Source organism: Herbaspirillum huttiense, assembly GCF_004367745.1.
GTDB lineage: Bacteria > Pseudomonadota > Gammaproteobacteria > Burkholderiales > Burkholderiaceae_D > Herbaspirillum > Herbaspirillum huttiense.
On the sequence record NZ_CP037993.1, the window covers coordinates 3,548,735 to 3,573,061 of the forward strand.

A 24,327-nucleotide genomic window follows, 5' to 3' on the forward strand; every position below is an offset into this window, starting at 1 on the left:
AATGGGGGATTTCACTCGCTGTTTGGCCGATGAGATCACGCCAAGCGGTCCTATACTCGGCGCCATGGCATCGTCGACCGGCGGACCCTTGCGGGGTCGGCCGGCCTCACTGTCATCCTGAACGTTGTCGTGGTCTGCGGGCCTTCAGAGACTGCCTCTGGCTGCCGATATCTGTCTGATATCGGGGCAGTGGTGGTGGCTGTGCCTCCCGGAACGACGCATTAGATCCGCCTACGGGCAACTTTGCACAGCAGTGCGCCGACGAGCGCACACCTTTGTTGGGAGAATCAGTAATCATGAGCGACGACGTTGATCTGGAAGCATTGTTTGACGAAATTTCCTCGCAGACGCTACCGGGCATGACTGCCGAACCGGCTGCCGCCGCCCCCGCCGCCGCCGGCACTGAAGACGCGGCTGCAGGTGAACAGGAGGACCAGAGCGACAAGCCCATGTACGAACGCCTGGGCGGCATCGTGCGCCTGCTGCACGACTCCATGCGCGAACTCGGCTACGACCGTTCGCTGACCGACGTGGCCGAGCAGATCGGCGATGCCCAGAGCCGTCTGGAACACATTGCGACCCTCACCGAGCAGGCCGCCAACAAGGTGCTCAATGCGCTGGACTCCGGCATGCCGGCCCAGGACCGCCTGCAGGAGCAAGCCAAGGACATCAACGCGCGCTGGACCAAGCTGTATGCCGGCCAGATGAACATCGAGGAATTCAAGGCACTGGCGGGCGACTCGCAGAAGTTCTCCAATTCGGTGATGGAATCGACCGAGGCGGAAAAGGCGCGCATGCTGGAAATCATGATGGCCCAGGACTTCCAGGACATCACCGGCCAGTTGATCAAGAAGATCGTGGCCATCACCGCTTCCGCCGAGCGCGAGCTGGCGCAACTGCTGCGCGACAATGCACCGCCGGAAGTCAAGGCGCAGATCGATGCGGAAAAACCGGTAACCCTGATGAATGGCCCCTCCGTGGGCGGCACCGCCATGGGTCAGGACGATGTGGACGACTTACTCGATAGCCTGGGGTTCTAATGGATGACGAAATGCTCAAGGATTTTGTCGTTGAAGCGTTGGATCTCGCCACCAACGTGGAAGAGCACCTGCTGACGCTGGAACGACATCCTGATGACCTTGAAATCCTCAACGCGGTCTTCCGCGCGTTCCACACCATCAAGGGTGGCGCCGGGTTCGTGAACCTGCCGGCCATGGTGTCGGCCTGCCACCTGACCGAAAACCTGTTCGATGCGCTGCGCACCGGCAAGGCCCCGGTCACGCCGCTGGCCATCGAAGCGGCGCTGCAGGCCAGCGGCTTCGTGGCCGACCAGTTGAACGAATTGTCCAACGGTGCGGCACCCGACAGCCTGGCCTCGATGCCGGCCGAACTGAAGGACATCCTGACCCAGGCCATCGAAGGCAAGAGCGAATCCACGCCGGCCCCTGCCCCAGCGGCAGCAGCGCCTGCCCCGGCAGCCCCAGCACCGGTGGCCGCGCCCGCAGCCGCCGCTGCAGCCGCCGCTGCAGTGGCCGCCGTCAGCGTCGATGGCAGTGCCAGCGTGATGAAGAATGGCGAACTGGACTGGCCTGCCCTCTACCAGGCCCTGGTGCCCGGTGCGGCGGCCGCGCCGGTCGCGGAGGGTAGCGCCGAGGCGGCCCCGGTGGCTGCTGCCGCAGCGGCACCCGTTGCCGCCGCGCCTGCCGCGCCCGCAGCCGATGGCGAGCCCAAGGCCGCCGCGCCGGTACAGCAGAATCGCCGCGCCACCGATTCCCCTGGCGGCGCCAAGGAAGAAAGCATCCGTATCGATGCCGTCAAGCTGGACGCCCTGCTGGAAGTGGCCGGCGAATCGGTGCAGGCCGCCAACCAGGCTGCCGTGCTGCTGGAAAAGCTGCAGCAGTTCAAGTTCGAAGGGACCGCTGCAGCCCTGATGTCGACCCTGGCCGAAACCCTGGGCCGCGCCTCGCGCTACTCCAGCGAACTGCAACGCGCCACGCTGTCCACGCGCATGCAGCCGGTCGGCCGCCTGTTCCAGAAATTCCCCCGACTGGTGCGCGAACTGGCCAAGGACCTCGGCAAGGACGTCGACCTGGTCATCACCGGTGCCGAAACCGAAGTCGACCGCGTGGTGGTGGACAGCCTCTACGACCCGCTGGTGCACATGCTGCGCAACTCGCTGGACCACGGTATCGAAGTGGACCGCGCCGCCGCCGGCAAGCCCAACAAGGCGACCATCTCGCTCAACGCCTGGCAGGCCGGCAGCAGCGTCATGATCGAAGTCTTCGATGACGGCAAGGGCATGGACCCGGACATGCTGCGCAACAAGGCGCTGGCCAAGGGCCTGATCAACGAACACCAGGCGCTGACCTCCGACGAAGCCTTGCAGCTGGTGTTCCTGCCCGGTTTCTCCACCAAGGAAGTGGCCTCCAGCGTCTCCGGACGCGGCGTGGGCATGGACGTGGTCAAGACGGCGGTGGAAAAGCATCGCGGCACCATCCGCATCGAATCCACCATCGGCAAGGGCACCAAGTTCTCGATCCGCCTGCCCATCGAACTGTCGATCATCCCGACCATGCTGGTGCGCTGCGCCGGTGCTCCGCTGGCCCTGCCGATGGCGGTGGTGGAGCGCGTGGTCGAGCTGCCGGAAACCTTCGACGAAGTCGGCGGCGCCCCGGTGCTGCGCGACCAGGGCCGTCCGCTGCCGGTCAATTCGCTGGCCGGCGTGCTGGGCTACGAGCCGGGCAATGAGCGAGTGGGTATCGTCATGGCGGTTCCCCACCCCTACATCCTGGGCGTGGAATCGGTGGAAGGCACGGCCGATCTCGTGATCAAGCCGCTGACCGCAATCCACACTGCCGGCATCACCGGTACGGCCCGTTCGGCCGAAGGTGAACTGGTGCTGGTGGTGGGCCTGTCCTTCCTGCTGGATGGCTGCCGCGACCTGGAGCGCACGGCGGTGGCATAAGATTGCCGCCAGGCGCTGCAAACGCAAACGGCCGGATCCGCAAGGATCCGGCCGTTTTGTTTCAGGCCTGGCGCACTGCTCGGCGCCGGGCCTTACGCCTTAAAGTTCATACATGTCCTTCTCGCCTTCCATGACCTGCGCAATCAGCTTGCGATTGAGGGTCGGTGCCAGCAATTCAATGAAGGTATAGACATATCCCCGCAAATACGCCCCTTGCTTCAAGGCAACCCGCGAGACATTGGTGCCGAACAGGTGGCCGGCCGGAATGGCCCGCAAGCCACGGTCACGCTCGGCATCGAAGGCGATGCCGGCGATGATGCCCACGCCCATGCCCAGCTCCACGTAGGTCTTGATGACGTCGGCATCGATGGCTTCCAGCACCACGTCAGGCTTCAACTGGCGCAGCGAGAAGGCATGGTCGATCTTGCTGCGGCCGCTGAAGGCGGAATCGTAGGTAATCAGGGGATTGCCGGCAATCTCTTCCAGCGTCAGGCTTCTGGACTGCAGCAAGGGGTGATCCGGCGGCACCACCACCACGTGCTCCCACTGATAACAAGGCAGCGAAACCAGCCCCTCGCCTGAAGCCAGCGCTTCAGTAGCGATGGCAATATCCGCCTGGTCGTTGCGTACCATCTCGGTGATCTGCTTCGGGTTGCCCTGCAGCAAGGAAAGATGCACTTTCGGATACTTCTGGGTGAAGGCCTGCACCACCTTGGGCAGCGCATAGCGCGCCTGGGTGTGGGTGGTGGCGATGGTGAAACTGCCGCTGTCATGGGCGGCGAATTCCTTGCCGATGCGTTTGAGGCCATCCACTTCCTGCATGATCAGCTCGACCGAGCGCAGCACCGCGCGGCCCGGCTCGGTCAGGCCGCGAATACGCTTGCCGTGGCGCGTGAAGATGTCCACGCCCAGCTCCTCCTCCAGCTCGATGATGGCCTTGGAGACCCCGGGCTGCGAGGTATACAGGGCCTTGGCGGCCTCCGTGAGGTTGAAGTTCTGCCTTACCGCTTCACGAACGAAACGGAACTGATGAAGATTCATGTGGGAATTCCTTCGCTTCTACGTAGTCAGCGGGCGGCGCCCGGCGCCAGCCATGCCTGCTTCATTTGCCGCATTTCCATATGCCAAAGGCGTATATAAGCAAATAAATACTATGTAGTTTGGTTTGAAACATAAGTTTATTACGATTCGCAGACTAATGGGCGAGGTGTTATGACTGTTTCTTATGTAGTAAGCGGATTTGCCGTAGGACTGCTGGTCGGACTGACCGGGGTCGGTGGCGGCTCGCTCATGACACCGCTGCTGACCTTGCTGTTCGGCATTCATCCCTCGGTGGCCGTGGGCACCGACCTGGCCTTTGCCTCCGCGACCAAGACCGCCGGCACCCTGGCCCACCGATTCAAGGGTACGGTGCGCTGGGATGTGGTGCGCCGCCTGTCCTATGGCGCCCTGCCCGCTGCGCTGGTGACCACCCTGCTGCTCAAGCATTTCGGCGCCGTCAGCGACGGCATCGCCCTGACCATCCGTTATTCGATCGCGATCTCGGTGTTCCTGACCGTGGTGGCCCTGCTGTTCCGCGCACGCATGCAAGCCTGGCTCAATGCCCATCCGCAACGCCAGCTGCAGGGTGCCACGCTCGCCAACGCCACCATCGCCGCCGGTGCCCTGCTGGGCACGCTGGTGACGATATCTTCCATCGGTGCCGGTGCCGTCGGCGCCACCTTGCTCGTGTTGCTGTATCCTCGCCTGTCTCCGGCGGAGATTGCCGGCACCGACATTGCCTATGCCGTGCCGCTGACCGCGATTGCGGCGCTGGGACACTGGTGGCTGGGTTCGATCAACTGGGAACTGCTGGCGACCTTGTTGCTGGGATCGGTGCCGGGCATCACCATCGGATCGCTCGCTGCGCGAGCGGTGCCGGAGAAATTCTTGCGCGGCCTGCTGGCCATTACGCTGACGAGCGTTGCAGTCAAGCTGATTTGGTAGGCTCATTTTCAATCGGGCGCACCCTGATCCGGTCGCCCATAAGACGTTAACAGGGAAGACAAGATGTACCGCTATGACCAATACGATCACCTGATCGTCAAAGAGCGAGTCGCACAATACCGGGACCAGGTGCGTCGGCGCCTGTCCGATGAGCTGGCCGAAGACGAATTCCGCATCCTGCGTCTGCAGAACGGGCTCTACCTGCAACGCCATGCCTACATGCTGCGCATCGCCATTCCCTACGGCATGCTGGCCTCCAATCAACTGCGCAAGTTCGCCGAGATCGCCGTCAAGTACGACCGCGGCTATGGTCACTTCACCACCCGCCAGAACATCCAGTTCAACTGGATCAAGCTGGAAGAGTCGCCTGAAATCCTGGAACAGCTGGCCAGCGTGGAAATGCACGCCATCCAGACTTCCGGCAACTGCATCCGCAACACCACCTCGGACGAACTGGCCGGTGTGGCCGCCGACGAAATCGTCGATCCGCGCCCCTACGCCGAACTGATCCGCGAGTGGAGCACCTTCCACCCCGAGTTCGCCTATCTGCCGCGCAAGTTCAAGATCGCCATCAGCGGCGCTGCCGAAGACCGCGCCGCGACCGCGGTACATGACATCGGCCTGCACGTCATCAAGAATGAAGCCGGCGAAGTGGGCTTCCGCGTGCTGGTGGGCGGCGGCATGGGCCGCACCCCCATCCTGGGCAGCGTGATCCGTGACTTCCTGCCCTGGAAGCACGCCATGTCCTATCTGGAAGCGATCCTGCGCGTCTACAACCAGTACGGCCGCCGCGACAACATGTACAAGGCGCGCATCAAGATCCTGGTCAAAGCCATCGGCCCCGAGGAGTTCGCGCGCCAGGTGGAAGAAGAATGGGCCGAGATCAAGGATGGCCCTTCCACCCTGACCGAAGAAGAACTGCAGCGCGTGGCCAAGTTCTTCACCGATCCGGCCTACGAAACCCTGCCGGCCGTGGATGCGGAATATGAACGCCTGAAGGCTGAAGACCGTGGTTTCGCCAACTGGATCAAGCGCAACGTCAAGGCGCACAAGAAGGCCGGCTATGCAGCCGTGCTGCTGTCGCTGAAGAAGCCGGGCGTGCCGCCGGGCGACATCACCGCCGACCAGATGAACTTCGTGGCCGACCTGGCCGACCAGTACAGCTTCGGCGAACTGCGCGTGACCCACGAACAGAACCTGGTGCTGGCCGACGTCAAACAATCCGAACTGTATGCGCTGTGGAAGGCAGCCAAGTCGCATGGCCTGGCTACGCCCAACATCGGCCTCTTGACCGACATCATCTGCTGCCCCGGCGGCGACTTCTGCTCGCTGGCCAATGCCAAGTCGATCCCGATCGCCCAGGCCATCGCCGAGAAATTCGAGAACATCGACTTCCAGCATGACATCGGCGACATCGAACTGAACATCTCCGGTTGCATCAACGCCTGCGGCCACCACCACGTGGGCAATATCGGCATCCTGGGCGTGGACAAGGATGGTTCCGAGTGGTACCAGGTGTCGCTGGGCGGCGCCCAGGGCAACGAGTCCTCGATCGGCAAAATCATCGGCCCCTCGTTCTCGGCCACCCAGATGCCGACCGTGATCGACCGCCTGCTGCAGGTGTACGTCAAGCAGCGCACCGAGGAAGAACGCTTCATCGACACCGTGCGCCGCATCGGTGTGACCCCGTTCAAGGAGTTCGTTTACGCAACGCCGATCCGTTCGGCCGAGTATGTCGCAGGAGAAGACGCAAATGCCTGAAATCATCAAGAACAAAACCGTCGTCAGCGACGACTGGACCGTCCTGCGCCTGGCTGAAGGCGAGACCGCAGAAACCGTGAGCGTGCCGCAAGGCCGCGTGATCGTGCCGCTGAAGGTATGGCAGGCCCAGGGCGAGGCCCTGAAGTCGCGCGCCGAGATCGGCGTCTGGCTGGCCAGCGATGAACGTCCGGAAGAACTGAAGGGCCAGCTGGACAGCTTCAAGCTCGTCGCCGTGGACTTCCCCAAGTTCGCCGATGGCCGTGGCTATTCCATCGCTTACAACCTGCGCGCCCGCCTGGGCTACACCGGCGAGCTGCGCGCCATCGGCGACGTGCTGCGCGACCAGTTGTTCTACATGCAGCGCGTGGGCTTCGACGCCTTCGCCGTGCGTGCCGACAAGAACATCCACGATGCCGTCAAGGGCCTGACCGACTTCTCCGAGAAGTACCAGACCTCCTGGGACGAGAAGAACCCGCTGTTCCGCCGCGTCAAGCGCGAAACCGTGCAAACCGCCGACTGAGGCGCGATCGTGAAGAAGGAAGGACAGCCCATGGCTACCCCAGGCTTGCAAGAACTCATCGCCAAGACCCAGGCCACGCTGGAACGCATCGCCGCCGAGTACGCCCCGGCGGCGCTGGCCTCCAGCCTGGCGGCCGAAGACATGGTGCTGACCGACCTGATCCTGCGCGGCCAGCTGCAGGATCGCATCAGCATCTTCACCCTGGAAACCGGCCGCCTGCACAAGGAAACCGTAGGCATGCTGGACCGCATCCGCGAGGCCTACGATTACGAGGTCGCGCCCTATCGTCCCCAGCCTGAAGCGGTGGAAGCCTACGTGCAGAAGAACGGCGCCAACGCCTTCTACGACAGCGTGGAACTGCGCAAGGAGTGCTGCCACATCCGCAAGATGGAGCCGCTCAATCGCGCCCTGCAGGGCAAGGCTTCGTGGGTCACCGGCCAGCGCCGCGCGCAATCGGTCACGCGGGCCGAGCTGCACGTGCAGGAACGGGACGAAGCCCACGGCATGGAGAAGTTCAACCCCCTGGCCGACTGGTCGGAACAGGACGTGTGGGACTACATCCGCGCCAACGACGTGCCCTACAACCCGCTGCACGACCAGGGTTATCCGTCCATCGGCTGCGAGCCCTGTACCCGCGCCATCCAGCCCGGTGAAGATATCCGCGCCGGTCGCTGGTGGTGGGAGAACCCCGACTCCAAGGAATGCGGCCTGCACGTGGTCGACGGCAAGCTGGTGCGCATCAAGGCGCATGCAGCGAGCTGAACCAGAATTCAATCAAAGCAACAACAAGCAACGCATCGGAAGGTCCGGCATGAACACTGCGGTAGACACCCTCTTTTTGGACAACGCCAGCAACCGTCACCTCGACTGGCTGGAATCGGAAGCCATCCACATCATGCGCGAGGTCGCGGCCGAGTGCAGCAACCCGGCGCTGCTGTTCTCCGGCGGCAAGGACTCGGTAGTGTTGCTGCGCATCGCCGAGAAGGCCTTCCGCCCCGGCAAATTCCCCTTCCCGCTGGTGCACATCGACACCGGGCACAACTTCCCGGAAGTCATCGAATTCCGTGACCGCCGCGCCGCTGAACTGGGCGAGCGCCTAGTGGTGCGTTCGGTGGAAGATTCGATCAAGCGCGGCACCGTGCGCCTGCGCAATCCGCAAACCGATTCGCGCAACGCCGCGCAAGCCGTGACGCTGCTGGAAACCATCGAAGAATTCAAGTTCGACGCCTGTATCGGCGGCGCGCGCCGTGATGAAGAAAAAGCCCGCGCCAAGGAACGCATCTTTTCCTTCCGCGACGAATTCGGCCAATGGAACCCCAAGGCCCAGCGCCCCGAGCTGTGGGACCTGTATAACACCCGCGTGCATCCGGGCGAGAACATGCGCGTCTTCCCCATCTCGAACTGGACCGAGCTGGACGTGTGGCAGTACATCGCCCGCGAAAAGCTGGCCCTGCCCTCGATCTACTTCGCCCATGAGCGCGAGGTGATCCCGCGCAATGGCCTGCTGGTGCCGCTCACCGACCTCACCCCGGCGCGCGAAGGCGAGACCGTGGAGAAGCAGGTCGTGCGCTTCCGCACGGTGGGCGACATCTCCTGCACCTGCCCGGTGTCTTCCGATGCCGCTTCGGTGGAAGCCATCATCGCCGAGACCGCAGTGACCCAGATTACCGAGCGCGGCGCGACCCGCATGGACGACCAGACGTCCGAAGCCTCGATGGAAAAACGCAAGAAGGAAGGATATTTCTGATGAACGCCGCCGCAACCCAAGCACAACTGGCCCAGGCCTCCGCGCAACCGCACGAACGCGGCCTGCTGCGCTTCATCACCGCCGGTTCCGTGGACGATGGCAAGAGCACCCTGATCGGCCGCCTGCTGTTCGACAGCAAGGGCATCTTCGCCGACCAGCTCGACGCCATCTCGCGCGCCAAGCACAAGCGTACCGTGGGCGACACGGTGGACCTGTCGCTGCTCACCGATGGCCTGGAAGCCGAGCGCGAGCAAGGCATCACCATCGACGTGGCCTATCGCTACTTCGCCACCCCCAAGCGCAAGTTCATCATCGCCGACACCCCGGGCCATGAGCAGTACACCCGCAACATGGTGACCGGTGCCTCGACTGCCGACGCCGTGATCATCCTGGTGGACGTGTCCAAGGTGAAGCTGGGCGAGGATGGCAGCGTGGAACTGCTGACCCAGACCAAGCGCCACTCCACCATCGCCCACCTGCTGCAGATCCAGCACGTGATCGTGGCCGTCAACAAGATGGACCTGGTGGACTACGACCAGACCGTCTATGACCGCATCGTTGGCGCTTACCAGCAGTTCGCGCAGCAACTGGGCTTGAAAGACGTCCACGCCATTCCGCTGTCGGCGCTGGCCGGCGACAACGTGGTGGAAGCCAGCGCCCGCATGCCCTGGTACCAGGGCCCGACGCTGATCACCTTGCTGGAGTCGCTGTCGGTCTATGAAGATGCGCACGAAGAAGCCTTCCGCTTCCCGGTGCAGCTGGTGGCGCGCCACAACGGCCATGAAGCCAATGACTTCCGCGGCTACATGGGTCGCATCGAAGCCGGCAAGGTGGCCAAGGGCGACAAGCTGGTAGTGCTGCCCAGCGGCCAGAGTGCCACCGTCAAGGACATCCAGACCCTGGACGGTTCACTGGAATCGGCCACGGCCGGCCAGTCAGTGACCCTCCTGCTGGACGAATACCTGGACATCTCGCGCGGCGACCTGTTGGCCGCCGAGGCACAGCCGTCCACCATCCTGAAGACCATCAACGCGGATGTCTGCTGGCTCTCCGAAGAACCGCTGGACCTGCGCCGCAAGTACTGGCTCAAGCACACCACCAAGCAGGTGGCCGCGCGCGTGGCCAAGGTCGATACGCTGCTGGACATCAACACCCAGGAACGCCGTCCCGCCGATACGCTCAAGCTCAATGACATCGCCCGCATCAGCGTGAACGTGCAGCAGCCCATCGCGGCCGATGCCTACCAGGACATCCGTGCCACTGGCGCCTTCATCCTGATCGACGAAGTGAGCCACCAGACGGTGGCCGCTGGTATGATTCGGATCGACTGAATTTCCTTCGATCCGCAATCGTCTCTTCGACCAGGCCATGGCCACCCAACAGGCAGCGACTTCACCTTCTTCCGATTCACCCGCCCCCAGCCCGGAGCATCCGGGCATGGTGTGGCTGATCGGCTCCGGCCCCGGGGCCGCTGACCTGTTGACGGTACGCGCCGCACGCCTGCTGGCGCAGGCCGACATCGTGCTGCACGATGCCCTGGTCACCGAAGAAATCCTGGCACTGTGTCCGCAAGCCGTGCAGGTGTCGGTGGGCAAGCGCAGCGGCCAGCGCTCCACGGCCCAGCCGGTGATCAACCAGAAGCTGGTCGAAGCCGCGCAGCAGTACCGCCGCGTAGTACGCCTCAAAGGCGGCGACCCCATGCTCTTCGGCCGTGCCGATGAAGAGATGCGGGCGCTTGAAGCCAACCACATCCCTTACGAAATCGTCCCCGGCATTACTGCCGCACTGGCTGCCGCCTCGGCCGCCAAGCGTCCGCTCACACGGCGCGGGATTGCGCGCAGCGTCTCGCTGTTCACCTCCAGCACGGGCGTGGACGAGCCGGATGAAGTGCGCATGCCCAATGGCGATACGCTGGTGCAGTACATGGGCGGACGCGAAGCCACGGCCACGGCGCAGCGCTTGCTGGCTTTGGGCCATGCGCCCGATACGCCGGTCGTAGTGGTGGAGAACTGCAGCCGTCCTGACGAGCACATCTACCATCTGCAACTGGCCGGTCTGGAGGCCGGACTGCAAGCCTGCAGCGGGCCGGTGCTGGTGATGATCGGGCCGGCGCTGGCGGATCGGGACTGAAGCTCATGCACCTGCTCCACGACCCTGCCGCCCCTGCAGCTGCTGCCATCGATTTCGAGGCCTTCCTCAAGGTCGATATCCGCATCGGCACCATCATCGCCGCAGACGCCTTCCCTGAAGCACGCAAGCCTGCGTTCAAACTGAGGATCGATTTCGGCCCGGGCATCGGCGTGCGCCAGAGCAGCGCCCAGATCACCACCCACTACACGCCGGAGCAGTTGGTCGGCCGTCAGGTGGCGGCGGTAGTGAATTTCCCGCCGCGCCAGATCGGCAAGTTCATGTCGGAAGTCCTGACGCTGGGCTTTCCTGACGCCCAGGGCGAGGTGGTGTTGTTCAAGCCCGACCAGGCCGTGCCCAACGGCGCTCGCCTGTTCTGAAGGGCTCACGGCCCCCCCCAAAAAAAAGATGGCCCGTTTCCGGGCCATCGTCGCATCCAGGAGTGCTGACCGCCGGATCAGCTATTGACCGTCCCCACGCAATACGCCGCAATCGCCTTCAACACCGCCTCATCCTCGCCAACTGCAGCGACGGTGCGCACGTCCACACCCGGATGCGCCTGGCGCAATTGCTCCAGCAGTTCCGGCAGATCACGGCGAACGTGGCCGCCCTGCCCCAGGAACACCGGAATGACGGTCACGCGCCGGCTGCCGGCGGCAATCTGCCGCGCCGCCACGGTCGGCAGGTCCGGCTGCATCAGTTCCAGAAAGGCCAGCTCCACGCTGGTCCCCGGCATGGCCGCCTGCGTCAGCGCGCGCAGGCGCTCGAAAGGCGCAGCCCAGGCAGGGTCGCGAGCGCCGTGGGCGAACAGGATCAGGCTTTGGGAGGTGGCTTGGCTCATGATGTGCAGCAGTCTTTCAGGCTAAATAAACGAAATCGCAGGACGAACTCAGGTCCGCTCCACCCACCACAGCGCGCCAATGGCCAGCACCATGAACAGCAGGCTGGGCAAGGCCGCGGTCATGAAGGCCGGCCAGGTATTGAGCAGACCCAGATGGGAGAACAGGCTGTTGATGAGCTGGAAGCAGACGCCGATCATGATGCCGGTGAAGATCTTCAGGCTCACGCCACCGGCACGGAAATGCAGGTAGGCAAACGGCAAGGCCAGCGCCAGCATCACGAAGATCGACAGCGGATAGACGATCTTCTTCCAGAACGCGATTTCGTAACGGTCGGTGCGCTGATTGTTGGCTTCCAAATGCTTGGTGTAGGCCAGCAGGTCATAAGCCGACATGCGGTCCGGATCGGCGAAGAGCACCGAGAGGATTTCCGGCGTCACTTCCGACACCAGCTTCAGCTGCGGCAGCTTCACGGTCTTGACCGGCTCGGTGATCTTGCGGTCCTTGCCGCCGACGAAGTCCGATTGCACCACGTCGTTGAGCACCCACTGATGATTGCCCTCGTAGATGCCATCCTTGGCCACAACCATGCGCGCCATGTGGAAGTCGGTATCGAGCTCGTACAGCTTGACGCCTTCGATGCGGCCATCCGGTTGCACGGTCTGGATGTTGATGAAGCGGCTGCCGGTGACGTTGCCTTCCAGGCCGTTGTCCTTGATGACGTCCTTGGCCCACATGCCCGAGCGGAACTGCGAAGACATCGATGCCCCCTGCGCCTGCAGCTTGAGCTTTTCGGCCCACTCGGACGCCTTGGGCGCGATCAGCTCGCCGAACACGATGGTCAGCACCGCAAAGCCCACACCGATGCGCAGCAGCACCTTGGCCGCCATGCCGGTGGACATGCTGGAGACGCGCATGATGGTGAATTCCGAGCGCGCCGCCAGTTGCGAGAGCGTGTAGATGGTGCCGATCAGCACCGCCGTCGGCATCAGTTCATAGACATTGCCGGGCAAGCCCATGAGCACATAGAACACCGCCTGCTGCAGCTTGTAGCCATTGCGGCCGACCTGCTCCAGCTGGCCCATCATCTCGAAGAAGGCGAACAGCGCCAGGAAGGCCGCCAGTGCGAACAGCACCGAGCGGGTGATCTCGGCAGTGAAGTAACGTTGGATGACTCTCATCTCAGGCCTCGCGCTTGAACGTCAGGGCGCGGCGCACTCGGCTCCACATCCGGGATGGGTGATAGGGATGATTGATGTTCAGGCGCAGGACGAACATGCCCACGATCAGCGCCACCACGATCAGGTGGACCGGCCACCAGGCCATCACGAAACTCATGCGCTGCTGCGCCACCGAAGCCTGGAACACGCTGACCGTATTGGAGTAGACGACGAACAGCAGCAAGGCCACCAGCAGCCCCAGCGAACGGCCGGCGCGCGGGTTCACGAAGGACAGCGGAATGGCCAGCAGCATCAGCGCCAGCGCCATCAGCGGCAGGGCGATGCGCCACAGCAGTTCGCCGCGCGCATAGCCGTCCTGCTTGGCCAGCAGTTCCTTCATCTGCAAGGCGCGCGCTGAGCGTTCGCCGGCGGCGCTCTGCGACTGGTTGCCGATCAGCAGGCCATAGCGTTCGAAATCGACAATCTGGAAATCCGGCAGGCTGGGCGAGCCATCGTAACGGCGGCCCTTGTTCATGACCACGAACTTCTCGCCATCGGCATCGATCTGGGTCTCGCCTTCCTTGGCGACGACCACGCTGTTCTTGCCATCGGCGTTGATGGTGTTGACGAAGATGTTGCGCACCTTGGAGGCATCGCCGGAAATACCCTCGACGAAGAAGATCCGGTTGGCCGCCGCCGACTCCTGGAACTTGCCGGGAGAGACGCGGGCGATGTCCTCGCGCTGTTCGAAGCGGCTGCGGTATTCGCTGCTCTGTTCGTTGGCCCAGGGCGTCACCACGAAGGACAGCGTCGCCACCAGGGCCACGATGGGCCAGCCGAAGCGAATCACCGGCGCGATCCAGCGCGTGAGCGACATGCCGCAGGCGAACCAGACCACGATCTCGGAATCCTGGTAACTGCGCGTCATCACCAGCAGCACCGAGATGAAACCGGTGAGGATCAGGATGATGGGCATGTAGTTCAGCGACTGGAAGCCGATCAGGGCCAGCACGTCTTGCGACGCAACCTGGCCGCCTGCGGCCTGGCCGAGGATCTTGATCAGCATCACCGTCAGCGTGATGGTGAACAGCGTAGTGAAGACCCCACCTGCGGTGCTGGTCAGTTCGCGTCGTAGGGCGCGTTGGAAAATCATGGGAATGCTGGCTTGGTTTCTGGTGTCGGGATCGTTGTAGGGATGGCCGGTGCCCGGCATCGTGTCCGAGGCTGGCTCACCTGACAGAACTCATGCGCGCGTCGCGACGAAATGGGCTCTATAATCGCCAAGTAATTCATATAAAGGACGAACGATGGACTTTAGCACAAAAACATTGGACGCAAAAAACGCCTTGACGGGCGTAAAGACCGGCGCACTGGTCGTTGGCATCTATGAAAACCGCAAGCTGTCCAAGGCCGCCGGCGCCCTCGACAAGCTGGGCGCCATCAGCGCCGCGCTGAAGTCGGGCGACATTTCCGGCAAGCCGGGCTCGACCCTGCTGCTGCGCGGCGTGACCGGCATCGCCGCCGAACGCATCGTGCTGCTGGGACTGGGCAACGAAGACGAGGCCGCGGACAAGAACTTCGCCGCCGCCAGCGGCGCCCTGGTGCGCGCACTGGCCACCCTGGGCTGTGACGACGCCGCCCTGGCCCTGCCCTTCGACGCCATCAAGGGCCGTGGCCTGGACTGGGCCATCCGCACCGTGGTGCTGGCCGGCCGTGACGCCGTCTATCGTTCCGACACGATGAAGAGCAAGAAGGATCCGGCCCCCACCGGCGTCAGGAAGATCACCCTGCTGGTCGCCGCCGAGCAAGGCGCTGCCGCCAAGGCCGCCCTGGGCGAGGCCGTGGCGCTGGCCAACGGCATGGCGCTGACCAAGGAACTGGGCAACCTGCCCGGCAACGTCTGTACCCCGACCTACCTGGCCACGACCGCCAAGAAGCTGGCCAAGGAATTCAAGCTGGGCGTGGAAGTGCTGGAGCGCAAGCAGCTCGAAGCGCTCAAGATGGGCAGCTTCCTGTCGGTCACCAACGGCAGCGACCAGCCGCCCAAGTTCATCGTCCTGAAGCACCTGGGCGGCAAGGCCAAGGATGCACCGGTGGTGCTGGTCGGCAAGGGCATCACCTTCGACACCGGCGGCATTTCGCTCAAGCCGGGCCTGAACATGGACGAGATGAAGTACGACATGTGCGGTGCCGCCTCGGTGCTGGGGACCTTCCGTACCATCGCCGAACTGGGCCTGAAGCTGAACGTCATCGGCGTCATCCCGACCTGCGAAAACATGCCCTCGGGCCGCGCCACCAAGCCGGGTGACATCGTCACCTCGATGTCCGGCCAGACCATCGAAGTCCTCAACACGGACGCCGAAGGCCGCCTGATCCTGTGCGACGCGCTGACCTATGTGGAACGCTTCAAGCCGGCTGCCGTGGTCGACATCGCCACCCTGACCGGTGCCTGCGTGGTGGCCCTGGGCCATCACAACACGGGCCTGTTCACCCGCGAGGATGACACCCACGACCAGCTGGCCAACGCCCTGCTGGCGGCCGGCAAGGAAAGCGGCGACACCGCCTGGCGCATGCCGATCCAGGATGCCTACCAGGAACAGTTGAAGTCCAACTTCGCCGACATCGCCAACATCGGCGGCCAGCCCGGCGGCAGCGTGACGGCAGCCTGCTTCCTGGAGCGCTTCACCCGCAAGTACACCTGGGCCCACCTGGACATCGCCGGCACCGCCTGGAAGAGCGGCGCGGCCAAGGGCGCCACCGGCCGCCCGGTGCCGCTGCTGACCACCTGGCTGCTCAACCAGGCGCGCGCCAAGTCGGCACGCGCCTGATGGGCCTGCGACACGGAGACGGAACCGGCCACGCCATGACCGCCCTCTTGTCGCAGACGTCCCCTGACGCCGCCCTGGCAAGACCACCGCAGCACGCCGTGTTGCGGTGTTTTTTTTTCATCTTTTTACTGCTGGTGGCCAGCCCTGGACTGATCCTGCCGGTAACGGCCATGGCGCAAGACGCGCCGATGCCGCCCGCGCAGACCGTGCGTTTTCCTTCATCTGACGGTAAAACCACCCTCACCGGCTATCTCTACGATCCCTTCGGTGCCGGCCCGCATCCGGCCATCGTGCTGTTGCACGGGCGCGCCGGCCTGTATTCCTCCCGCGTCAATGCGGCCTGCACGCAGATCGGCCCGGCCATCCCCTCGCCCTGCGATGCCAGCACGCTGACGGCACGCCATCTGGACTGGACGCGCTATTGGCTGGCACGCGGCTACGTGGTCCTGCTGGTGGACAGTTTCGGGCCGCGCGGCGTGGCCCACGGCTTTGGCCGACATACGCATGGCGCGCCCGAACGCGCCGCCGTCAATGAACTCACCGTTCGGCCGCTGGACGCGGAAGGAGCGCTGCAATGGCTGGCCACGCGCAGCGAAGTCGATGTCCGCCGCATCATGCTGCAAGGCTGGTCCAATGGCGGCAGCACGGCACTGAACGTGATGCAGCGCCAGGCTGCGCGGCCGGCGGGCGATGCGCCCTCCTTCGCCGCCGCGCTGGTGTTCTATCCGGGATGCGGCAAGCAGGCCCTGCTGTCGTCCCACCCCGAGTTCGACAAACCGATGCAGGTGCTGCTGGGCAGCGCCGACGAGGAAGTCTCGCCGCTGACCTGCGAGCGCGTCCTGCGCCAGTCCATCCGCCTGCGCCAGGCACCGCCGCCGGTGGTGACGCTCTATGCGGGAGCCACGCATGACTTCGACGACCCGGGCCGTGCACGCCAGTCGGTCGAGGCCAACCGTGCTGCGCGCCAGGATGCGCAGACCCGCCTGGGGCCCTGGCTGGACCAGGTCTCACGCTGAACATTGCTGACCAGCAAAGCCGCAGCGACCGCCTGCAAGGCTGCGCGTTCCCCTCTAGACTGTGAACTTTTTCCGGAACACTGCCGCCCCCGCCGTGGTCGGTAGCAAGGTCGACGCAGTTCATCCCAACGAATGCCAACAAGAAAGGATCAGCATGACCAACGCCAATACCAATGCCCATCTTCACAGTGACCTCTTCAAGCCCATGCAACTGGGTGCGGTGCAATTGCAGAACCGCATCGTCATGGCGCCGCTCACCCGCAGCCGTGCCAAGGCGGGCGACGTGCCCACCGAACTGGCAGCCGAATACTATGCGCAGCGCGCCGGTGCCGGCCTGATCATCGCCGAGGCCACCCAGATCTCGCCACAGGGCAAGGGCTACGCCTGGACCCCGGGCATCTACAACGAATCGCACGTGGCCGGCTGGAAGAAGATCACCGACGCCGTCCACGCCAAGGGCGGCCGCATCTTCCTGCAGCTGTGGCACGTGGGCCGCATCTCGCACCCTGACCTGCAGCCGGGCAACGCGCTGCCGGTCGCGCCGTCGGCCATCAAGCCGGAAGGCAATGCCTTCACCGAGAGCGGTTTCAAGCCCTTCGTGGAACCGCGCGCACTGGATGCCTCTGAACTGCCCGCCATCGTCGAGCAATACAAGATCGCTGCGCAACTTTCCCTGCAGGCAGGATTCGATGGTGTGGAAATCCACGCCGCCAACGGCTACCTGCTGGACCAGTTCCTGCGTGACAAGACCAACCAGCGCACCGACAACTACGGCGGCAGCATCGAGAACCGTGCCCGCCTGCTGCTGGAAGTGGTGGAAGCGGTGACTTCGGTGATCCCCAGCGAGCGCGTGGGCATCCGCCTGTCGCCCATCAGTCCGGCCAATGACATCGCCGACAGCGATCCCAAGGCCCTCTTCAGCTATGTGGTGGAGCAGATGAACCGCTACAAGCTGGTCTACCTGCACGTGGTGGAGGGTGCTACCGGCGGCCCGCGCGAAGTCGAAGGTGGCTTCGACCTGCAGATCCTGCGCGATCTCTTCAAGGGCATCTACATCGCCAACAATGGCTATGACCTGGAGATGGCCGTGAAGGCACGCGACCGCAATCTGGCCGACCTGGTCGCCTTCGGCCGCCCGTGGATCGCCAATCCGGATCTGGTGGAACGCTTCAAGGCCGGCGCACCGCTGGCCGAGATCAACCAGGCCACGCTCTATGGCGGCGGTGCGGAAGGCTATACCGACTACCCGACCCTGCAGCAGTCCTGATGCAATGAACTGTGCCGGGCCGCCTGCGTCCGGCGGTAATTGCCCATGACAGCCATGGCCTGCCTGCGCGGCAGGCCATTTTCGTGAGCGGACGCCGCAGCGACCCGCTGACCGCTACAATGCCGCTTGCCTCCACACCACTGCCCATCATGAAAAATATACTCGCCATGCTCACGCTGGCCTGCTGCGCCCTCCCCGTTCTGGCTCAGCAAGCCGCTCCCGCGACCGCCACGTCCGATCCCCTGCAACTGCAGGACCGTCTCACCGGTGACATCGGCGCAGGCGTCTACCGCGTCGACCGCAACGACCCCGATGCCGACCGCAGCAACCACGTCCTGCCCTATGCCTATGCCGACTACGGGCGCTTCTTTGCCCGGCTCGACACCTTCGGCGTCAAGACGGTGCGCATGGGCTACGGCTATCTGGAACTGGCCGGGCGCGTGAGCCTGGACGGTTTCGATGCCCAGCGGGGCCTGCAGCGCCGTTCGGATCCGATTCCGCTCGGCATCGGCACCTATCAGGAAACGCCCATCGGCGGTTTCTTCCTCAACGTCTTCCGTGACTTCAACAAGTCGCATGGCACCCTGGCCGAGGCCATCTATGCGGCCCAGATCGACCTGGGTCCGGTGACCCTCTATCCGCAGCTCGGCGTCGAATACCGCAGCGGCAGCTACAACGATTACTTCGTCGGCGTCACTTCCAGCGAAGCGGCCGCCAGCGGCCTGCGCCAGTACAGCGCCGGTGCCTCCACCAGCCCGACCCTGGGCCTGGCCGCCGATGTCCCGTTGACCGGCGACTGGCACCTCAACCTGCACCTGCGCCGCAAATGGCTGGACAACGCGGTGGCCGACAGTCCGCTGGTGCGCCGTCACACCGATGACACCGCCATCGTGGCGGTCAGCTATCGCTTCAAGTAAGCCACTTCTCCTCCCTGCCCGAAGCCGGCGCGTTGCCCGGCTTCAGGTAGCGGCGCTGCCGTACCTGCTCTCCCGATTTTTCTTCTTCTCTTCTTCTCTTCGTTGTCTTCTGATGTCCTCGCTTGCCGCTACTGCACCCGCGCTGTGGTGTAGTCAAGGGCCGTCAAGTTCCGCTTAAGCGCGCTCTGCGCACAGCGCACTTTTTCTCTACGGATGAGCTGGACTTCCTTGCGAATTTTTTCGCGTGATCCTGAGCATTACGGCCGCGCTTCCCTTGCGTAAATAGTTCCCGAATATGTTCATGCGTCACTTTTTCTGACGCAAATTTCGTCCTGTTTTTCAGCTCATGAGAAGGAGTTCATGTTTCCCTAAAAACTTAGTTTCCGCATCCAAATTAATTGCCTCAAGAGAATCCATACTTCGTCGGAAACCCTTTACCGGCACGGCTTCATGGATTCCTACATCACAACAGGAGAGACAGGAAAAGCGTAATAATTTATTGCTAACGTTAGCATTTTTCCATTATTCTCACTCCGTCTCGATGAACAAATATCACAAACAGAGACAGGATTCCGGCCTCGCCAACACCAATAAAAAAACCTGTCGGATCGCTATCCCCCTTGCAGTGCTTTCGCAATCAAATACCAATCGAATACCCACCAATCAATCGAACTGGAAAGAGGTCTTTTATGAAAAAACTGTTGAGCAGTTTCCTTGTCGCGTCCGCATTCGTCGCCATGGCATCCTCGGCTGGCGCCGCGGACCTGGAGCGTACGCGCACGCTGGTGTGGACCGACGCCACGTCGACCTTCAACGCCCGCTTCGGCGATGGCACCACTGGCCAGACCTTCCTGGAGAACTTCACCTTCAACATCGGCGGTGCCGGCGCGTCGGTTTCCTCGGCCCTGGTGTCGATCGCCCTGGACGGCCTCTCGCGCGTGGGCATCAGCAGCTTCACCCTGAGCGGCAACGGCCAGACCTACACCGGCACCCAACTGTCCGGCGGTGACCTGCAGATCTTCAGCCTGCGCACCAATGGCCTGACTTCCGGCCTGTACACCCTGTCGGTGGCCGGCACCGTGCTGGGCTCGGCGGGCGGCAGCTTCGCCGGCAACATCAGCGTGGCACCGGTCCCGGAAGCCTCGACCACCGCCATGATGATCGGCGGCCTGGGCCTGATCGGCTTCGCGGCCTATCGTCGTCGCAAGGCGGGTGACAAGAGTGACAAGGCGCAGATGAATGCGCAGATGATGCCGGCGTAATGCTCGGGATCTGATTGCTTGGCCCGTATTGCGGGCCGGCAATGGCACAACGAAGGGGAATGTCTGCGAGGGCCTTCCCCTTCTGTTTTGGGGGAAGTCTTCGGTCTCGGCCGACCTCGTCCAACCTGCCGCCTTGGTGAATGCGGTAAGATGTCGCCCGTTGTCCACGACGCATCGGCCATGATGCGCACGGCCCGCCTCCGATTCACCACTGCATTGTCCCCATGAAAATCGCCACCTGGAACGTCAACTCCCTCAAGGTCCGCCTGCCGCAAGTGCTGAAATGGCTGGAAGAAAACCCGGTCGACGTGCTCTGCCTGCAGGAAACCAAACTGACCGACGACAAGTTCCCTGCCGCCGAGATCGCCGCCGCCGGCTATCTGGTCGAGTTCTCGGGCCAGAAAACCTACAACGGCGTGGCCATCCTCTCGCGCCATCCGATGAACGACGTGGTCAAGAACAACCCGCTCTTCCCCGACGAACAGCAGCGCATCATCGCCGCCACCATCGAAGGCGTGCGCTATGTCTGTGCCTACATTCCCAACGGCCAGTCGCTGGAATCCGAAAAGTATCCCTACAAGCTCAGCTGGCTGGCCGCCCTGCACGAATGGCTGGCCCAGGAAAAGGCGAAGAACCCGCGCCTGGCCCTGCTGGGCGACTACAACATCGCCCCCGAAGACCGCGACGTGCACGACCCGGTGGCCTGGCAAGGGCAGGTGCTGGTCTCCGAACCGGAACGTGAAGCCTTCCGCAAGCTGCAGGCCCTGGGCCTGACGGATTCCTATCGCCTCTTCGAACAACCGGAAAAGATGTACAGCTGGTGGGACTACCGCCAGATGGGCTTCCGCCTCAACCGCGGCCTGCGCATCGACCACATCCTGCTGTCCGAAGAACTGGTGCCGCGCTGCACCGCCTGCGTGATCGACAAGGTCCCGCGCAAGTGGGAACAACCCTCGGATCACGCACCGGTGATCGCCACCCTCGCAGACTGAAGCGCCCACGCCGCCAGACATAAAAAAAACGGCAAATGATTTATATCATTTGCCGTTTTTCATTGAAGCGCGTACCAGAGACTATTCAACGCCACCTTCAGGTGGCGTTTGTTCCTTCTTGTTGCGCATGTTCTTCTCGAACTGCACATCCAGCTTGCTCACGCGCTTGGCCTTCTGCGGTCCCTGGGCGTTGACGAAGCGCACGAAATCATCCAGCTCCATGGCCTCGTTGAGCTTCTCCAGCGGCTGCCCGGCCACGCGCCGGGTCAGGATGAAACGTTCATCGGAGGTGCGCAGCATGGAGTACTCGCGCGATTCGGTACGTTCGTTCAGGCGCTCGATGGCGCTGGCGGCTCGGGTCGATCTCATCATTGGGCCTCTTGCAGTTTGAGTTGCCAGTATCCCACGTCGATCCAGCGTCCCATCTTGTAACCCACTTCCGTAAAGACGCCACAGGCCACGAAGCCCACGCTCTCATGCAGCGCCACGCTGGCCGGGTTGGGCTGGGCAATGCCCCCGATGACCAGATGCACGCCCAGGAGCTTCAACTGCGCAATCAGTTCGCGATAAAGCTGCTTGCCGATGCCGCGCCCACCGGCATCGTGGCGCAGGTAGACCGAGCTCTCCACCGAGTGCCGGTAAGCCGCACGCGGCTTCCACTTGCTGGCATAGGCATAGCCCAGCACCTCGCCCTGCTCTTCAAAGACCAGCCAGGGGAAATCAGCCTGCACATCGGCAATGCGCGCGGCCATGGTCTCGACGCTGACCGCTTCGGTCTCGAAGCTGATCACGGTGGTCTGCACGTAATGGTTGTAGATGCCGCAGAGGGCGGGAGCATCGGCAGCGGTGGCCGGGCGGATGGAGGGCGACATGGGCGGGACGCAATCGTGGAAAAGCGAAAGCCGTCAGTGTAACCAAATTACGCCAGGCACGGCGTCCCTGCTCCGCTGCAGGGACGCCGTGCCTTCATGAGGGAATTGCGAGTCAGTCCTTGATGACCGCCCGCACCTGCTCCAGCGCCGCCGGATCCTCGATGGTGGGCAGGTCGCCCGGATCGCGTCCTTCGCAGATGGACTGGATGGCCCGGCGCAGGAGCTTGCCCGAGCGCGTCTTGGGCAAGCCGCTGACGAAAAACACCCGCGCCGGGCGGCCCACTGCGCCGATCTGCTTGTCCACCACGCCCATGATTTCCGCTTCCAGCGCACGGCGCCCCTCGGGCGTGGCAATCGCATCGGCCTGCTTGGGAATGGCGAAGGCAATCGCGACTTGTCCCTTGAGCTTGTCTTCCACGCCGACCACGGCCACTTCGGACACGTTGGGATGGCTGGAGATGCTCTCCTCGATTTCGCGCGTGCCCAGCCGATGGCCAGCCACGTTGATGACGTCATCGGTGCGGCCCAGGATGAAGTAGTAACCGTCCTGGTCCCTGATGCCCCAGTCGAAGGTCGAGTAGACCTCGCGCGGCAGGCTGCGCCAGTAGGTGTTGACGAAGCGCTCATCGTCGCCATAGACGGTCTGCATGCAGCCCGGCGGCAGCGGGCCTTCAATGGCCACCACGCCCTTCTCGTCAGCCGCGCAAGGCTCGCCGGTCGCTTCGTTCAGGATGGCCAGCCGATAGCCCGGCATCGGCACCCCGGGACTGCCCAGGCGCGTGGGCTTGTCGCTGATGCCCTTGGCAATCGAGATGATGGGCCAGCCCGATTCGGTCTGCCAGTAGTTGTCGATGACCGGCACCTTCAGCGCGCCCGAGATCCAGCTCGACGTCGTTTCATCCAGCGGCTCGCCGGCCAGATAAAGGGCCTTGAGCGAAGACGTGTCGTAGCGCTCCATGCATTCGGCCGGCTGTTTCTTCAGCACGCGGATGGCCGTCGGTGCGGAGAACATGCGCGTGACCTTGTATTTCTCGACGATGCTCCACCAGATGCCCGCATCGGGCCGGATCGGCAAGCCTTCATAAAGCACCGTCGCCATGCCCGCAATGAGCGGCCCGTAGACGATGTAGGAATGGCCCACTACCCAGCCAATATCGGAGGTGCAGAAATAAGTCTCGCCCGGCTTGCCGCAGAAGATGTGCTGCATGGACGAGGCCAGCGCTACGGCATAGCCGCCCACGTCACGCTGCACGCCCTTGGGCTTGCCGGTGGTGCCGGAGGTATAGAGCACGTAACTGGTTTCATTCGATTCCAGCCAGGCCACCGGCACCGGCTGGTCCAGGTGTTGTTCACGCAAGGGCGCGTAGTCGACGTCGCGTTGCGCCGTGCGCGCCATCTCCGCCAGACCGCGATCCACCAGCAAGACCTTCTGCGCCTTGTGCTGCGCCAGGTTGATTGCTTCGTCGAGCAAACCCTTGTACGGAATCACCTTGCCGCCACGCGAACCGGCATCTGCCGAGACGATCAGGGTCGGCTGCGCATCATCGATGCGCGAGGCCAGGCTGTTGGAGGCAAAGCCGCCGAACACCACCGAATGCACCGCGCCAATACGGGCGCAGGCCAGCATGGCGAAGACCGCCTCGGCGATCATCGGCATGTAGATCAGCACGCGGTCGCCGCGCCGCACGCCCAGCGACAGCATGGTGGCGGCCATGGCCTGCACTTCGCGATGCAGCTCGGCGAAGTCGTAGACGCGTTCGGTGTTGGTCTCGGTGGAGATGGCGATCAGCGCCGCCTGATGCGGCCGCTCGCCCAGATGGCGATCCACCGCGTTGTGACAAAGATTGGTGGTGCCGCCGATGAACCAGCGCGCAAACGGTGCGCGGGAATAATCGAGCGTGCGGGTGAACGGTTTGTCCCAATGAATGCGCTGCGCTTCTTCTGCCCAATAGGCTTCAGGCTGCTCGATGGAACGGCGATAGAAATCCTCGTATTGCATGACGTCTCCTCATGTCTCTCGAATTGAAAACCGCTGTCGGCCTTGCGCAGCGTGGCTTGCAGGCCGATG

Annotated in this window: 23 protein-coding genes; 16 read left to right on the forward strand and 7 right to left on the reverse strand. The window is 63.5% G+C overall.

Annotated features, from left to right (window positions below):
• Positions 1–296: 296 nt before the first annotated feature.
• Both E2K99_RS15945 and E2K99_RS15950 read left to right on the forward strand, forming a co-directional pair.
• Positions 297–1,040, forward strand: a complete 744-nt coding sequence (locus E2K99_RS15945) for a protein phosphatase CheZ (RefSeq protein ID WP_134222847.1) — start codon at positions 297–299, stop codon at positions 1,038–1,040.
• Positions 1,040–2,965, forward strand: coding sequence for a chemotaxis protein CheA (locus tag E2K99_RS15950; RefSeq protein ID WP_134222848.1), 1,926 nt, complete (start codon positions 1,040–1,042; stop codon positions 2,963–2,965). Before E2K99_RS15945 ends, E2K99_RS15950 begins: the two co-directional genes overlap by 1 nt.
• A gap of 99 nt (positions 2,966–3,064) precedes the next feature.
• Here E2K99_RS15950 and E2K99_RS15955 read toward each other — a convergent pair whose 3' ends face one another.
• The gene (locus E2K99_RS15955; protein WP_034333711.1) at positions 3,065–4,006 is read right to left on the reverse strand and encodes a CysB family HTH-type transcriptional regulator; all 942 of its coding nucleotides are present in this window, start codon (positions 4,004–4,006) and stop codon (positions 3,065–3,067) included.
• 171 nt (positions 4,007–4,177) lie between these two features.
• On the opposite strand from E2K99_RS15955, the gene E2K99_RS15960 reads away from it, so the two are divergent.
• The 8 genes from E2K99_RS15960 to E2K99_RS15995 all read left to right on the forward strand — a co-directional run bounded on the left by E2K99_RS15960 (position 4,178) and on the right by E2K99_RS15995 (position 11,486).
• The gene (locus E2K99_RS15960; protein WP_121042086.1) at positions 4,178–4,951 is read left to right on the forward strand and encodes a sulfite exporter TauE/SafE family protein; all 774 of its coding nucleotides are present in this window, start codon (positions 4,178–4,180) and stop codon (positions 4,949–4,951) included.
• A 63-nt stretch (positions 4,952–5,014) separates the two neighbouring features.
• Positions 5,015–6,712 carry a nitrite/sulfite reductase gene (locus E2K99_RS15965; protein ID WP_134222849.1) on the forward strand — a complete coding sequence of 566 codons (1,698 nt, stop codon included), beginning with the start codon at positions 5,015–5,017 and terminating at the stop codon, positions 6,710–6,712.
• Entirely contained in the window at positions 6,705–7,232 is a 528-nt protein-coding gene (locus tag E2K99_RS15970) for a DUF934 domain-containing protein (protein ID WP_134222850.1), read from the forward strand. The genes E2K99_RS15965 and E2K99_RS15970 overlap by 8 nt, the downstream gene beginning before the upstream one ends.
• Positions 7,233–7,262: 30 nt before the next feature.
• Complete coding sequence (locus E2K99_RS15975) at positions 7,263–7,994, forward strand: phosphoadenylyl-sulfate reductase (RefSeq protein ID WP_134222851.1); 732 nt, start codon at positions 7,263–7,265, stop codon at positions 7,992–7,994.
• Between the two features lie 49 nt (positions 7,995–8,043).
• Positions 8,044–8,979, forward strand: coding sequence for a sulfate adenylyltransferase subunit CysD (gene cysD / locus E2K99_RS15980; RefSeq protein ID WP_034335061.1), 936 nt, complete (start codon positions 8,044–8,046; stop codon positions 8,977–8,979).
• Positions 8,979–10,310 carry a sulfate adenylyltransferase subunit 1 gene (locus E2K99_RS15985; RefSeq protein ID WP_134222852.1) on the forward strand — a complete coding sequence of 444 codons (1,332 nt, stop codon included), beginning with the start codon at positions 8,979–8,981 and terminating at the stop codon, positions 10,308–10,310. The genes cysD and E2K99_RS15985 overlap by 1 nt, the downstream gene beginning before the upstream one ends.
• A 37-nt stretch (positions 10,311–10,347) precedes the next feature.
• Positions 10,348–11,109 (forward strand): uroporphyrinogen-III C-methyltransferase, encoded by a 762-nt coding sequence (cobA, locus tag E2K99_RS15990; protein WP_121042094.1) that lies wholly within the window; start codon positions 10,348–10,350, stop codon positions 11,107–11,109.
• Between the two features lie 5 nt (positions 11,110–11,114).
• Positions 11,115–11,486 carry a tRNA-binding protein gene (locus E2K99_RS15995; protein ID WP_134222853.1) on the forward strand — a complete coding sequence of 124 codons (372 nt, stop codon included), beginning with the start codon at positions 11,115–11,117 and terminating at the stop codon, positions 11,484–11,486.
• A 77-nt stretch (positions 11,487–11,563) separates the two neighbouring features.
• Here the strand turns inward: E2K99_RS15995 and E2K99_RS16000 are convergent, their stop codons facing one another.
• From E2K99_RS16000 to lptF, 3 genes are read right to left on the reverse strand one after another with little or no spacing between them, the layout of a single operon-like run.
• Positions 11,564–11,947: a sirohydrochlorin chelatase gene (locus E2K99_RS16000; protein ID WP_205703686.1), complete on the reverse strand. Its 384-nt coding sequence runs from the start codon at positions 11,945–11,947 to the stop codon at positions 11,564–11,566.
• Positions 11,948–11,995: 48 nt separating this feature from the next.
• A complete protein-coding gene (gene lptG / locus E2K99_RS16005) occupies positions 11,996–13,126 on the reverse strand; it encodes an LPS export ABC transporter permease LptG (RefSeq protein ID WP_034335073.1) in 1,131 nt (376 codons plus the stop codon).
• A gap of 1 nt (position 13,127) precedes the next feature.
• Positions 13,128–14,258, reverse strand: a complete 1,131-nt coding sequence (gene lptF / locus E2K99_RS16010) for an LPS export ABC transporter permease LptF (protein ID WP_134222855.1) — start codon at positions 14,256–14,258, stop codon at positions 13,128–13,130.
• Positions 14,259–14,412: 154 nt separating this feature from the next.
• Here lptF and E2K99_RS16015 point away from each other — a divergent pair, with 154 nt between their 5' ends.
• The 6 genes from E2K99_RS16015 (at position 14,413) to xth (ending at position 21,387) form a co-directional block, all read left to right on the forward strand.
• Positions 14,413–15,933 (forward strand): leucyl aminopeptidase, encoded by a 1,521-nt coding sequence (locus tag E2K99_RS16015; RefSeq protein ID WP_134222856.1) that lies wholly within the window; start codon positions 14,413–14,415, stop codon positions 15,931–15,933.
• 35 nt (positions 15,934–15,968) lie between these two features.
• Complete coding sequence (locus tag E2K99_RS16020; RefSeq protein WP_205703687.1) at positions 15,969–16,949, forward strand: dienelactone hydrolase family protein; 981 nt, start codon at positions 15,969–15,971, stop codon at positions 16,947–16,949.
• Between the two features lie 154 nt (positions 16,950–17,103).
• Positions 17,104–18,216: an alkene reductase gene (locus E2K99_RS16025; RefSeq protein ID WP_134222857.1), complete on the forward strand. Its 1,113-nt coding sequence runs from the start codon at positions 17,104–17,106 to the stop codon at positions 18,214–18,216.
• Between the two features lie 149 nt (positions 18,217–18,365).
• Entirely contained in the window at positions 18,366–19,133 is a 768-nt protein-coding gene (locus E2K99_RS16030; protein ID WP_134222858.1) for a MipA/OmpV family protein, read from the forward strand.
• 689 nt (positions 19,134–19,822) lie between these two features.
• Positions 19,823–20,395: an FxDxF family PEP-CTERM protein gene (locus E2K99_RS16035; protein WP_134222859.1), complete on the forward strand. Its 573-nt coding sequence runs from the start codon at positions 19,823–19,825 to the stop codon at positions 20,393–20,395.
• Positions 20,396–20,619: 224 nt separating this feature from the next.
• The gene (xth, locus tag E2K99_RS16040) at positions 20,620–21,387 is read left to right on the forward strand and encodes an exodeoxyribonuclease III (protein WP_034330165.1); all 768 of its coding nucleotides are present in this window, start codon (positions 20,620–20,622) and stop codon (positions 21,385–21,387) included.
• An 81-nt stretch (positions 21,388–21,468) separates the two neighbouring features.
• On the opposite strand, the gene E2K99_RS16045 is transcribed toward xth, so the two are convergent.
• The 3 genes from E2K99_RS16045 to E2K99_RS16055 all read right to left on the reverse strand — a co-directional run bounded on the left by E2K99_RS16045 (position 21,469) and on the right by E2K99_RS16055 (position 24,258).
• Positions 21,469–21,756, reverse strand: a complete 288-nt coding sequence (locus E2K99_RS16045; RefSeq protein ID WP_134224130.1) for a hypothetical protein — start codon at positions 21,754–21,756, stop codon at positions 21,469–21,471.
• Positions 21,756–22,259 carry an arsinothricin resistance N-acetyltransferase ArsN1 family B gene (locus E2K99_RS16050; protein ID WP_134222860.1) on the reverse strand — a complete coding sequence of 168 codons (504 nt, stop codon included), beginning with the start codon at positions 22,257–22,259 and terminating at the stop codon, positions 21,756–21,758. The genes E2K99_RS16045 and E2K99_RS16050 overlap by 1 nt, the downstream gene beginning before the upstream one ends.
• Before the next feature lie 112 nt (positions 22,260–22,371).
• Positions 22,372–24,258, reverse strand: a complete 1,887-nt coding sequence (locus tag E2K99_RS16055) for a propionate--CoA ligase (RefSeq protein WP_134222861.1) — start codon at positions 24,256–24,258, stop codon at positions 22,372–22,374.
• Between the last annotated feature and the right edge of the window lie 69 nt (positions 24,259–24,327).

Bases quoted from the DNA above. Each gene is read 5' to 3' on its own strand.
- E2K99_RS16035 (WP_134222859.1), top strand. From the start codon at position 19,823: ATGAAAAAACTGTTGAGCAGTTTCCTTGTCGCGTCCGCATTCGTCGCC.
- E2K99_RS15970 (WP_134222850.1), top strand. From the start codon at position 6,705: ATGCCTGAAATCATCAAGAACAAAACCGTCGTCAGCGACGACTGGACC.
- E2K99_RS15960 (WP_121042086.1), top strand. From the start codon at position 4,178: ATGACTGTTTCTTATGTAGTAAGCGGATTTGCCGTAGGACTGCTGGTC.
- E2K99_RS15995 (WP_134222853.1), top strand. From the start codon at position 11,115: ATGCACCTGCTCCACGACCCTGCCGCCCCTGCAGCTGCTGCCATCGAT.
- cobA (WP_121042094.1), top strand. From the start codon at position 10,348: ATGGCCACCCAACAGGCAGCGACTTCACCTTCTTCCGATTCACCCGCC.
- E2K99_RS15975 (WP_134222851.1), top strand. From the start codon at position 7,263: ATGGCTACCCCAGGCTTGCAAGAACTCATCGCCAAGACCCAGGCCACG.
- E2K99_RS15955 (WP_034333711.1), bottom strand. From the start codon at position 4,006: ATGAATCTTCATCAGTTCCGTTTCGTTCGTGAAGCGGTAAGGCAGAAC.
- E2K99_RS16055 (WP_134222861.1), bottom strand. From the start codon at position 24,258: ATGCAATACGAGGATTTCTATCGCCGTTCCATCGAGCAGCCTGAAGCC.
- E2K99_RS16020 (WP_205703687.1), top strand. From the start codon at position 15,969: ATGACCGCCCTCTTGTCGCAGACGTCCCCTGACGCCGCCCTGGCAAGA.
- E2K99_RS16000 (WP_205703686.1), bottom strand. From the start codon at position 11,947: ATGAGCCAAGCCACCTCCCAAAGCCTGATCCTGTTCGCCCACGGCGCT.
- E2K99_RS15985 (WP_134222852.1), top strand. From the start codon at position 8,979: ATGAACGCCGCCGCAACCCAAGCACAACTGGCCCAGGCCTCCGCGCAA.
- xth (WP_034330165.1), top strand. From the start codon at position 20,620: ATGAAAATCGCCACCTGGAACGTCAACTCCCTCAAGGTCCGCCTGCCG.
- E2K99_RS16050 (WP_134222860.1), bottom strand. From the start codon at position 22,259: ATGTCGCCCTCCATCCGCCCGGCCACCGCTGCCGATGCTCCCGCCCTC.
- lptG (WP_034335073.1), bottom strand. From the start codon at position 13,126: ATGAGAGTCATCCAACGTTACTTCACTGCCGAGATCACCCGCTCGGTG.
- E2K99_RS16045 (WP_134224130.1), bottom strand. From the start codon at position 21,756: ATGAGATCGACCCGAGCCGCCAGCGCCATCGAGCGCCTGAACGAACGT.
- E2K99_RS16015 (WP_134222856.1), top strand. From the start codon at position 14,413: ATGGACTTTAGCACAAAAACATTGGACGCAAAAAACGCCTTGACGGGC.
- E2K99_RS16025 (WP_134222857.1), top strand. From the start codon at position 17,104: ATGACCAACGCCAATACCAATGCCCATCTTCACAGTGACCTCTTCAAG.
- E2K99_RS15965 (WP_134222849.1), top strand. From the start codon at position 5,015: ATGTACCGCTATGACCAATACGATCACCTGATCGTCAAAGAGCGAGTC.
- E2K99_RS16030 (WP_134222858.1), top strand. From the start codon at position 18,366: ATGAAAAATATACTCGCCATGCTCACGCTGGCCTGCTGCGCCCTCCCC.
- E2K99_RS15945 (WP_134222847.1), top strand. From the start codon at position 297: ATGAGCGACGACGTTGATCTGGAAGCATTGTTTGACGAAATTTCCTCG.
- lptF (WP_134222855.1), bottom strand. From the start codon at position 14,258: ATGATTTTCCAACGCGCCCTACGACGCGAACTGACCAGCACCGCAGGT.
- E2K99_RS15950 (WP_134222848.1), top strand. From the start codon at position 1,040: ATGGATGACGAAATGCTCAAGGATTTTGTCGTTGAAGCGTTGGATCTC.
- cysD (WP_034335061.1), top strand. From the start codon at position 8,044: ATGAACACTGCGGTAGACACCCTCTTTTTGGACAACGCCAGCAACCGT.